Source organism: Paenibacillus durus, from assembly GCF_000756615.1.
Classification (GTDB): domain Bacteria; phylum Bacillota; class Bacilli; order Paenibacillales; family Paenibacillaceae; genus Paenibacillus_AQ; species Paenibacillus_AQ durus.
The window spans coordinates 3,293,869-3,305,554 of the sequence record NZ_CP009288.1 but is presented as its reverse complement, the minus strand read 5'-3'; the positions used below and the strand labels follow the sequence as shown (position 1 = coordinate 3,305,554).

Below are 11,686 nucleotides of genomic sequence, written 5' to 3'. Positions count from 1 at the left end.
TAATTAAGGGAGGTGAACCAAGGAGGACTACTGGTTACCGGATTAACTAAAACTTGGAGGAACATGATGCTATCAAAAAAGAAATTAATTCAATCGATTGCTGGTGCTCTCATCTTAGGAACAGTGCTTCTCGTATCAGCATGCAGTAATGCGGCCTCGGCCGATAAAACCGCTGAACCCCCTAAAAAAGAGATTCAACTGTTGAAGGATCTTCCACAACCCCAATCAATGACGATAGATCCGGCTTTGAATGCAAGCGAAGCAGACACAATGGTTCAAACCGCGCAGCGCTTTTACGCATTCTGGAATACGGGTAATGAGGAATTTATTTCGCAGGCCGTTTCACCAGACTTCATTGATAACACGCTGCCGAAGGGGAGACCTCAAGGTCCGGAAGGTTTGAAATTCGCCTCCAGCAGATTCCGCAAAATCGTTCCTGATTTGCAGTGCAGCATTGAGGATTTATTGGTGGTTGGGGACAAGGTAACAGCCCGTCTCTCATTCACGGGTACGGACACAGGTGAGTTCATGGGGAACAAGCCGACCGGAAAGCCCATTCATTTCATGGCGATCGATATTTTACGTATCAAGGATGGGAAACTCGTTGAAGATTGGCACTTGGAAGATAACTTAACTTTCATGCAGCAAATCGGCGTCGTGGCGGAAAAATAAACCTGCTAGGACTCCATTTCATTAAAGAGGGTGTTCCATAAGCCATGGAAACGGTTGCTGGGACGATTTTTTTGAGGGGGAATTTAGGCAGGTATACAGGGTAAATGTATTTCCAGTCCCTGGAGCATGATGAAGCAAAGTACGCAAAAAACCTGAGATTGTGCATCTTTTGGTCGCCTGAGAACAGCTATTGTATAACATGCCTACGGAAATACAGGTTTTTCTCCGCTCAGCTTCAAATTCAGTCAGCACAGCCTCAAATTCCTGCATGATAGCAGGATCTCCCTGTGAATAAGCGTATTGGGTAAAAAAAGCTGCATCTTAGCTGTTCTGCAAGACGCTGAACTTAAATCACAAACCAATCTAACCTCATCACTTGATGTTGAAGCGCCAAGGAGGCAGCACTCACGCTCGCAGCAATACATATCAACACCCGGGCCGCCCCAAAAATCTTTTTCGAGTCTCCCGAATTCACTTTCTTACTCTATGAAAACGTTCTGATGAACAATCCGTCAGCGATTGCCCTGATTCCTAACCTGGTTCGATCGGCGGAGCAACAAACAGAACAACAGAATCCGGCGGGTCTTTCAATAATCGAAAGACCTGCCGGATTCTCCACTTATAGGACAGCCCCTATTACTTCAAAATAAATGGGACAAAGGATATGGTCAGCACATGTAAAATGAGCTGCCTTATTAATAGACATCCCGCAAATACCGTTTGCTGAGGGACATCTCTTTTACATAATCCTTTGCTGCATCCGTCGTCATCCCGCCGTGCTGCTGAATGACGGCCTTTAGCGCGGCATCCACTTCTTTGGCCATTTGATTGGCATCTCCGCACACATAAAAGTGGGCGCCTTCCTGAAGCCAGGCCCAGAGCTCCGCACCATGCTCGATTATGCGGTGCTGGACATAGATTTTGTCGGCTTGGTCGCGGGAGAAAGCGGTGTCCAGACGATGCAGGAAACCTTCCTTCCAGAAAGCTTCGAGTTCATTCCTGAAGTAAAAGTCGCACTCCTCACGCTGCTCGCCGAAGATCAGCCAGTTCTTGCCTCTGGCCCCGGTTGCTCGGCGCTCCTGCAAGAAGCTGCGGAATGGAGCGATACCGGTACCCGGCCCGACCATGATCATTGGCGCATCCGGATTAGCCGGTGGACGGAAATGCGCGTTCTTTTGAATGAAAATCGGAATTTCCGTATCCTGACCGGCGAGGTCGGCAAGGAATGTGGAGCAGACGCCTTTTCGGGAGTTGCCATTGTAATCGTAACGTAAGGTGGAGACCGTGATATGGACCTCTTCCGGATTCGCTTTCGGGCTGGATGAAATGGAATAGAGGCGGGGCTGCAAAGGTTTGAGCAACTGAGTAAACTCCGCCGCGCTCATGGATACCGGAAACTCCTGCAGCACATCGATTAACTGACGCCCCCACAGCCACTCCTTCAGGTTTGTCTGATTTTCACTTTTAAGCAGCTCGCTCAACCATCCATGTTGTGACCGGTCCCGGATAAAGCGGAGCATTTCCGGAGCAACACGGGCAATCTCGAAGTGACGGAGCAGGGCATCGGCGAGCGGCATTTCTCCATGTCCTTTTACCGTGACCGGGGAAGATGGTTGCAGTTTAAGGGTGCTTATCATATTAGCAACAAGATCAGGACAATTGGCCGGCCATACACCGAGAGCATCGCCGGCTTCGTACTGCAACCCGGTATTCTTAAGGTCGAAAGCATAGTGGCGGGTTTCTTTCTCGGAGTTCTCTTTATTCAGGCGCCGGTTGAACAGGATGCGCGAATGTATCGGACGGTTTCGGTTATATCCGCTTTGCTCCGGGATCTGTGCCGCCGCACCGGGTTCAATAGCTTGAGTCGATATGGCGGTTTCTGCTGCTGTAAGAGAAGATTGCTCACGTTGGCTTGCTGACTCGCTTAACACACCTGCGATTGTGTTCGTCCACGTATCGGTCAGCTCCTGGAAATCCGTATCGCAAGGAGCACATTCAATAAGCCGCTGCGCGCCAAGCTCCTCCAAACGGGCATCCAGATTTCGTCCGAATCCGCAAAACTGATCGTAATTCGAATCCCCGAAGGCGAGAACGGCGTACCTTAGGTTCGGCAAAAGGGGCGCATTATCCGCTTGCAGAGAATGAAAGAAGCTTTCTCCGTTGTCCGGAGGATCTCCGGCTCCGAAGGTGCTGGCGATGAACAGGACAAAGCGTTCCTTAGCCAGATCCGGTACGGAATATTGGTTCATATTTACAAGTCTGATATCATAACCCAATTCCTGTAACTTCTTCGCGCAGCCGATTGCCGCACCTTCCGCATTTCCGGTCTGAGAGGCCCAAAGTATGGTAACAGGAAGTCTGCCCGCCGCCGCTGTTGCCGCCTCATGCTCGGAAATCGTTGCCGCCTCATGCTTGGAAATCGTTCCCGCATCGGGAACGGAGCTGCGGGAGAACATCCCGGCCAGCAGGCCGTCTACCCAATAACGTTTGGACGATTCAAGCGGCGCGGAAGGGGGCAGAACCGGAATGCCGGACGCTGCTTGCGAATCCCCGGTGCGCAGACTTGTAATGAAGCCTGACAGATAGGCTTGCTCATGATTATCCAGTGTGATGTTTTTGGGGGATTGAAGGCCCAACAGACTCTCGAGCGTATTCAGTTGCGCCAAATACAATTCCTCCTTCTGATTGACGGCCGTGGCGTTGGTTGGAAGCGGAGTTTGAATTCCAGATATATCCGGAAGAGTCGTCTCCGATGATTGGCGCCCCTCAGCCTTGACCAATGAGACAGAACAAAATTTCAATTCAGGCTGAAAGGACAGAGGATCAACCGAATCATTGGTAACGTCGTTTATCGCCAGATTCGCCCCAAACATATCATTCCAGTGGAAGGGGGCAAAGCAGTTTCCGGGGCGCACCCGATCATTAATGACCGCCGGAAGAATGGCCCGCCCCCGTCTTGAACGGATTTCTACCGAATCCTGATCTGTAATTCCAAGCATCGCTGCATCTTCCGGGTGAATCTCAATAAAGGGACCCGGGTTCAGTTTATTCAGCGTGGGGATCTTTCCCGTCTTGGTCAGGGTGTGCCATTGATGCTGAAGACGGCCCGAATTCAGCACAAACGGATATTCATTGTCCGGCATTTCCGCCGGTGGCAGATACGGGCGCGCCCAGAACACTCCTTTTCCGCTTGCCGTCGGGAAAATGATTCGCGGAGTGCTGCCGCTATCAAGCTCATTTGTCGTAGGCGTATTGCCGGCTTCGTTCAAATAGCGGATCGGGTTCCGATCGCTCGCGCTGTCCGGAGCACAGGGCCACTGAATAGGCGTCTCATGCAGCATTTCATACGTTGCGCCGCGAATGTCATAGCCGGTCTTCGGATTCCATGCCTGCTGGATTTCCTGGTAGACCTCAGCCGAGGAACCGTAGGAAAAAGCCTCGGAATAGCCCATTTCGCAGGCTACCCGGGCGATAATCTGCCAGTCGGGAAGGGCTTCCCCGGGCGGCTCGACCGCCTTCTGCATCAAGGTCAGGTTGCGCTCGGAATTGATCATGACCCCTTCGGCTTCAGACCATAAAGCGCCGGGGAGCAGGATATCCGCGAACCGGTTCGTCTCGGTATCGAGGAACGCATCCTGCGTAATGACCAGCTCGGCAGCCTCCAGACCCGCGATAACGTTCTTGCGGTTCGGGACGGTGGCCACCGGGTTGGTGCAGATAATCCAGCAGGCTTTGATATCGCCGGATTTCATGCTTTCGAACATGGATACGGTGCCGGTGCCCACCTCAGTACGAAGAGTGCCTTGAGGGATCTTCCACATCTCCTCGATAAACCTGCGATCGGTTTCGTCCAGGACGGAACGCTGACCGGGCAAGCCGGGCCCCATGTAACCCATCTCCCGGCCGCCCATGGCGTTAGGCTGGCCGGTGAGTGAGAAGGGACCGCTTCCCGGGCGGCATATGGCTCCTGTAGCGAGGTGCAGGTTGCAGATGGCGTTCGTATGCCAGGTGCCATGCGTGCTCTGGTTGAGGCCCATGGTCCAACAGCTCATCCAATTAGGCGACCCGCCGATCCACTCGGCGGCTTTACGGATATCCGCTTCGGGAATTCCTGTAATTTCAGCCACCTTGTCCGGCGGATAATCTTCCAGGAATTCCGGCATGTTCTCAAAGCCGGAGGTGAACTCGGCGATGAAGGCCGGGTCCGTATGGCCGTTCTTTACAAGCAGATGCAGCAGGCCGTTGAGCAGGGCGAGGTCCGTTCCGGGCCTGATTTGCATGAACAGATGCGCTTTCTCCGCAGTAGCGGTGCGGCGGGGGTCAACGACAATCAGCTTCGCTCCCGCTTTAACCCGATCCATCAGCCGGAGGAACAGAATCGGATGACAATCGGCCATATTGGCTCCGATTACGAAGAACAAATCGGTTGTATCCATATCCTGATAAGACCCCGGAGGCCCATCCGCTCCAAGCGAAAGCTTGTAGCCGCTGCCGGCGCTCGCCATACATAGGCGTGAATTGGATTCGATGTTATTTGTCCTTATGAAGCCCTTGGCCAACTTGTTAATCAGATACTGAGCCTCCAGTGACATTTGACCCGAGACATAGAAGGAGAGGGCGTCCGGACCGTGTTCGTCCAGAATGGCCCGGAGCCGCTTGGCCGTATCGCTGATTGCTTCATTCATACTAACTTTAACTGGCTGTGCCTTTCGGATCTGGCGGGTGTAGGCGTATTCCATACGCCCCGATTCTGTGATGGCTAAGGCCGCAGTGCTGCCCTTGGTGCACAGTCTGCCGAAATTGGTAGGATGCTCTTTATCTCCGGTGAGTTTGACAACGCGGTTACCGGACACTTCGAGTACGATTCCGCAGCCAACGCCGCAGTAAGGGCAGACACTTTTTACTTTTTTCGTTGTCATGTACATTCACCCCCACCGAAGTTGTCTATAAATCCTTTAGAAATTGACCCCGGATTCCGCCTTAGCCCAGGTTTTTCTCCAGGAACGAGTTACCGCATAGAAAATAAGAGTGGTCAATAACACGATGGAGCCTACAACGAGAAATCCTGTGACCTGAGAGCCTGTAGTTTGTTTCAGCGGGCCAAGGATGTATTTAGGCAGTAAATATCCTCCCAAACCTCCGGCGGCGCCGACGATTCCGGTAATAACTCCGATTTCACTGGAGAAACGTTGTGGTATAATCTGGAATACCGATCCGTTCCCCATGCCAAGGCAGGCCATCATCACGCTGGTATAAAGAAGCATGACAAGGAATGAATCGGGCATGGTGGCGATCGCAAAAGCACATACGGAAATCACACTGTACAAAATAACGAGGAGGCGCATGCCGCCAATTTTGTCCGCGATCCAGCCCCCTACAGGTCTGAAGAAGCTGCCGGCAATAACAGTAATGGTTACCAGGTAACCCACCTGAATTTTGGTTAGACCGCCGGGATGCACGTTATCGCCGTACACATCATAGAAGAAAATGCTCGCATAGCTGGCGAATCCGACAAAACCGCCAAAGGTAATGGCATAGAACATCGAGAACCACCAAGTATCCGCATACTTGAACACACTGAGGTAATTCTTCAATGGTTTAGGTGCAGGGGCATTCGGGGCGTCTTTAACCAAAATTGCGAACACGATCATGACAATAATGAGCGGGATCATGGCGAGACCAAAAACATTGTGCCACCCGTAAGCCTGGGCGATCTGCGGCCCGAAAAAGGTTGCAATCGCTGTTCCGCTGTTCCCCGCTCCGGCAATGCCCATTGCAAGTCCCTGATACTGCGGGGGATACCAACGGCTGGCCAAGGAAAGCGATACGGCAAAGCTTGCGCCCGCGAAGCCGAGCAGGAATCCGATCATTTGAATCTGCATCAGGCTGGTTCCGCCGAGCCAACCCCAAAGAAGAGGAATAAGGGTAAGGCCCATTCCGATGAGACCTGCTTTTTTACAGCCAATACGGTCTGCCAATATTCCCATCGGTATCCGGAACACCGAACCGCCAAGAATCGGGATCGCAACCATCGTAGCTTTTTGGGTATCCGTTAGACCGAAATCCTTGGTTATGTAGAGCGATAAAGCTCCGCACAGTACCCAAATCATAAAGCTGACATCAAAATATAAAAAAGCTGACAATAAACTCGGGGAATGACCGGCCTTGCGAAAACCTTTTGCATCCATCTGTAACTTCCTCCTTTTAGTGGGTAAACCGCTGTCTTGTAGAGTGATTTGCCGGTTGCCAGGGATTGTTCGAACTATCATGCTGCTGCCGCTAACATCGCCTCCTTATAAGAGTACATGCATGGCAAAAAAGGGCCGACTGACAGAACCCGCAAAATTGCGGATTTCGTTAATCGGCCCCGTTGCCAATGCAGCCACATCATTGTGACTGACTTATTAATTGTAAGAATAGCAGTGCGACAATCCATCCGGCCACAGCATTGTGCGGATCAACTGTTCTTCACCTGATTGACACATTATTGTGCCGCCTAAAATCTTATAATGCCAATATAATTTGCTTTTGAAGCAATGTCAATAATAATAACATAAAAATTTTAAATAATTAATTTCCATGTTATTTTACTGTGTTTTTGAAATCAATACGGTATGTAAACTGACATGCTATAAGCTGGAGGTGATTCGGGTGAGTGAAACAGCTACAGAGACGTTAACCTACTCCTTATTAGGCGATCGTGGTACAACAGATAAATATTACGCGGATGTGGCCGCTTTTACCGATGAGGTCATGGAAAGAATGAGTGAAGAAGTACAGACTATTGAAGATTTTGACCGTTTCATTGCAGAAAATAACCTGAAGCCGATCGATCGTGCAGTGTATGCGCTGGAATTCCTTATGATTGGCGTGCTGTGGAGAGTGTACGGCCGAAGGGCAACGGCAGGAAGTATATATATGGGCAAGCTGCTATCATCCCTTTACAGGATAAGAAATAGAAGTGCAGGTGCAAAAATCGCGGTAGACAGGCTGAAGGGGATTGCCGGAACGACCGTCTTGGCGAGAAGCAGAAGGTTTACAGACGCGATTAATTTAAGCCTGTTCAGGAGGATGATTGGCTGGCTGCGGGCAAGCGGAGAATTTGAGCAGGAGAGTGAACGATTGGCGGTTTGGTTGGATTTTTTGAACAAGAAACCTTCAAGTAAAAGCGGAAACATGCTGGTAAGAGCTGCACGGCTGGGCTACTGGTTTGAAGGAAGAAGCAGGGAGCGGTTGGGATGCTATACTTCGAGGGTGGCGGCTTATCTTAATAACAACGGTCAGCGGCTGAAATGGAAAGAAAACCGGATTTTTGTCAGCCGTGAACGGGTGGAATATCATTTGAATATGGTGGGCGCGGAGATCATGAACCGGGCGTTTCATGGCGGTTTCTCGGCAGCCAAAGAAAAGAGAGTGTTCCTTCCCGTCTGCATGCGGCATAAATCAAGTGAAGCCTGCCAAGCGGTAAAAGATAAAGAGGGCTATCTCTGCAGAAGCTGTTCCAAGGATTGTCAGGTCAATCTCATCACGGCTATGGCTAAAAGGTACGGCTGTAAAGTGGTGGTTATCCCGCATGCCTCCACTGCATTCGGACATCGGCGCATCCGGGAGGGAGAGGTGGGAATCGTTGGCATTGCTTGCGTGCTGAACCTCATCTCAGGAGGATATAAAGCGAAAGAAATGGGATATGAGCCCCAGTGTGTGCTGCTCCATTATTCGGGCTGCATCCAGCATTGGCATCCAAAGGGTATCGAGACGACCATCGATCTGGACCGTTTAGAAAAAATTCTGAAGGCCGGGCAGTACTTCGATTCCTGAATACCCAAGAATTCATAAAAAGCTTGCATATCCTAAAGTTGTATTAAACTGCAAAGGAGGGATTCATCCATGAGCGAATATGATCATAAAGTCAAAGGTTACGGCGGCTTTACGTCGGCAAATGCTATCTTGGTCCTCTTTATCTTGTTGGTTATTATTTTGAAAGCCTGCATGTTCTAGTTGCTATACCCCACATCCGCCAGCATGACTTCCGCCAGTAGCACGCTGGCGGATTCCCATGGGTTGAAATCGAACTCTCAGATAAGCTAATCAATTCCGATACCGTAACAAAACGATAGCCCTGCTTCTTCAGCTCAGGTAAAATAATCTTGAGAGCTTGTCTGGTTTGTGATTGTCCGTGGACATGGTCATGGAAAAGCACGATGTCGCCATTATGCGCATTGCGTATTACCTTATTAGCAATGTTGTACACTCCCGGGCAGTTCCAGTCTTTCGTATCCTGATGCCAGGACCATAAAATCGGCTTTAGGCCCTTTCTGTTGGAGAAGTTTATCAAGGTCTCATTGTACATCCCTCCCGGCGGACGGAACAGCTTGCTGTGCCTGCCCGTGATTTTGATAATCTCATTTTCCGTTAATTCCAGTTCCCGCTGGACCTGCTTCTGGGAAATTGGCTTTTTAAAGTAAACATGATTGTAAGTATGGTTTGCTAGCTCATGCCCCTCGGCAATAACCCGCCTAGCTACGTCCGGATAGGAGGCAAGACGCTTTCCGATGGCAAAAAAGGTGCATTTGGCATCATACTGGTGCAGCACGTCCAGGATTTGCTCCGTCTCCGAAGGGTCCGGGCCGTCATCAAAGGTCAATGCAATCACTTTTTGGTTTGTATGTACCTCCCAGATCATGTCACCCCGTTGTTCGTAGTACTGGCGGTTCTTTATTACGGCTGGATGTCCTAGAGCGGTATTGGTTAAACATAGCAAAAGCGCAAGTGATGCGGCAGCAATTCGCAATCCTGTTCTCATTCGTTTCACCTTTTTTTAATTTTAGAGTGCTTATGGACAGGATGAATTATTCATAAATGCGGTTGATACATATAAAATCCCGTGTTATCAAAAGATATAAAAGACGTACTGAAAGAGTATCAGAGTACGTCCTTTACTGTGAGCCTTTTTTTACCTGCCTGCTTCGTTGCCCGTTCGCCCGCTATAGGCATGGGAATGAGGATTCCTTCCGTTAATTGACGTATAGCCCTCAAACCGATGATAGTGTCCGCCTCCCGGAAGTTCAATGGCTGGACCGGTTGTTCCTTGAATGAGGTGGGTATGACCTTGGTTCAAAGATGTAACGGTGTAGTAGACGTGTACATGAGGGACACCAGTGGGTGCAGGAGCAGTCCAGCTAGCATACTCATGAGAATGTCCGTCATCAACGGATGTTACACCGGAAAAAGCATGGACATGGACAGGGTTGCCATTCCAAGAGGTTATATAAAGCTTGTGTGAATGATGAGCATCTTGATCTCCGGAATCTATTACGAATCCAGTAACCGGGATTTTCATTGCGGCTCCTTTCGTCAAACGAAGTAATAGTATGGAACTAGTCTATGGAGAATCATGCGCCATGAAACGGCTAACGCCCATAACAAACGAAACAATAATTTTCGGATAGTCGACACAATGGGATCTCTAGACCCACTGCGTATTCGTTTGGTAATATTTATTAAAGACGGATTGGTCAAGCTAAGTTGTGCAATCCACTAAATACTAAAAAAGGTTGTGTTAGGTTTGAATGGTTCAAAATCTGCTTTTTTATCTGTACTTAGCAACACTTTTATCGTCTTAATAAAGCTCATTGTTGGTATTATGACGGGCTCTATAGCAGTCGTTTCTGAAGCTATCCACTCATCCTTGGATTTGGCTGCTTCTTTGATTGCTTTTTTTTCGGTTCGTTTTTCTAGCCGCTCCGCAGATAAAACCCACCCTTATGGACATGGAAAAATGGAGAATATTTCGGGAACCATTGAAACCTTGCTTATTTTTGCAGCAGGGATATGGATTATTTATGAGTGTGTTCATAAAATATTAAACCCTACAGCTATTGAACTTCCTTTGTTGGGCATCATCGTAATGGTTGCGGGGGCGGGGATTAATTATATGGTTTCAAGAAGGGTAAAGAAGGCAGCTATAGAGAATCATTCTGTCGCTATGAAATCCAATGCCTTACATCTGCTTACTGATGTGTTTACATCCTTGGGGGTTGCATTCAGTTTATTATTGGTTACCGTAACAGGCTGGACCATTCTGGACCCTATTATCGGAATTATTCTGGCTCTATATATTATGAGAGAAGCATATAAGCTGCTGAAGGAATCATTCCCTCCTTTGCTCGATGCCAGTCTGACCGAAGAAGAAGAAAACGAAATTCTGCGTGTCATCTATTCATATAAAGAAAAATACATTGAAGTTCATGATTTTCGCACACGGCGATCAGGTCCAGAGGAATATGTAGACTTTCATCTTGTGGTACCATCTATAATGGAGATAGAAACCGCGCATCACCTATGTGATGAGATTGAGCAGGCTATCAAAATAAAATTTGATCATGCCCAAGTATTAATTCATGTGGAACCCGAGCACGAACGGCTGGCGGTTAAGAATATAGAACATTTAAGCAGGTAAAAGCACAACTGAAACGTCTCACTCGGATTACAGTCATGATCGGAGAACGTTAAGGGTATACACAGAAGCTAGGGGAGGAATCCCCTGGCTTTTGTGTGCGGCGTGAAGCCTTATGCACCAACTATTAGCTCGGGTATTCGAGACCGCGCTTCATCTCATTGATACAACGGGGATCTGGGGGATATGGATAGGAATGATACTGGAGAGCGCCTGTATTCCGAATCCAGGTGAGCTTATTATCCTTAGCGGCGACTGGTAGGTCGCTCAAGGATCGCTATCTGTTACCGAAGTTGTCGCCGAAAGTACATACTATAAATGCGCAGCGTTCTTCGTTCACCTCTTTATATTCTAATCGCTATTTAGACCGCTGCCTCTCATAATTATCGTCCCCCACTTCGTAGCCCGTTTGCCCACCGCCAGGAAGCTCAAATACCTGTGTACATGGCCTTTTTCTTTTTTCACTATCGGGTGTTATTCAAAACTTTATTAGAAAAAACGAGCTGCCCCAGCCAGATGTAACTGACTAGGCACAGCCCATTTTTTGTTGAGTCCGAA

General features: G+C 49.1%; 7 protein-coding genes. 3 read left to right on the top strand and 4 right to left on the bottom strand.

Features of this window, described 5'->3' with window-relative positions:
* Nucleotides 1-66 precede the first annotated feature (66 nt).
* Nucleotides 67-672, top strand: a complete 606-nt coding sequence (locus PDUR_RS13940; RefSeq protein ID WP_042206798.1) for an ester cyclase — start codon at nucleotides 67-69, stop codon at nucleotides 670-672.
* Between the two features lie 695 nt (nucleotides 673-1,367).
* On the opposite strand, the gene PDUR_RS13935 is transcribed toward PDUR_RS13940, so the two are convergent.
* Both PDUR_RS13935 and PDUR_RS13930 read right to left on the bottom strand, forming a co-directional pair.
* Nucleotides 1,368-5,591, bottom strand: coding sequence for a sulfite reductase subunit alpha (locus PDUR_RS13935; RefSeq protein ID WP_042206797.1), 4,224 nt, complete (start codon nucleotides 5,589-5,591; stop codon nucleotides 1,368-1,370).
* A gap of 36 nt (nucleotides 5,592-5,627) precedes the next feature.
* Complete coding sequence (locus PDUR_RS13930) at nucleotides 5,628-6,860, bottom strand: nitrate/nitrite transporter (protein WP_042206796.1); 1,233 nt, start codon at nucleotides 6,858-6,860, stop codon at nucleotides 5,628-5,630.
* 463 nt (nucleotides 6,861-7,323) lie between these two features.
* Here PDUR_RS13930 and PDUR_RS13925 point away from each other — a divergent pair, with 463 nt between their 5' ends.
* Entirely contained in the window at nucleotides 7,324-8,490 is a 1,167-nt protein-coding gene (locus PDUR_RS13925) for a DUF116 domain-containing protein (RefSeq protein WP_042206795.1), read from the top strand.
* Between the two features lie 154 nt (nucleotides 8,491-8,644).
* Here the strand turns inward: PDUR_RS13925 and PDUR_RS13920 are convergent, their stop codons facing one another.
* Together PDUR_RS13920 and PDUR_RS28155 are read right to left on the bottom strand one after the other, a co-directional pair.
* Nucleotides 8,645-9,475: a polysaccharide deacetylase family protein gene (locus tag PDUR_RS13920; RefSeq protein ID WP_081949522.1), complete on the bottom strand. Its 831-nt coding sequence runs from the start codon at nucleotides 9,473-9,475 to the stop codon at nucleotides 8,645-8,647.
* Between the two features lie 150 nt (nucleotides 9,476-9,625).
* Nucleotides 9,626-10,012: a YmaF family protein gene (locus tag PDUR_RS28155; RefSeq protein ID WP_081949521.1), complete on the bottom strand. Its 387-nt coding sequence runs from the start codon at nucleotides 10,010-10,012 to the stop codon at nucleotides 9,626-9,628.
* Between the two features lie 225 nt (nucleotides 10,013-10,237).
* Here PDUR_RS28155 and PDUR_RS13915 point away from each other — a divergent pair, with 225 nt between their 5' ends.
* Nucleotides 10,238-11,131, top strand: a complete 894-nt coding sequence (locus tag PDUR_RS13915) for a cation diffusion facilitator family transporter (protein WP_042206794.1) — start codon at nucleotides 10,238-10,240, stop codon at nucleotides 11,129-11,131.
* Nucleotides 11,132-11,686 lie beyond the last annotated feature (555 nt).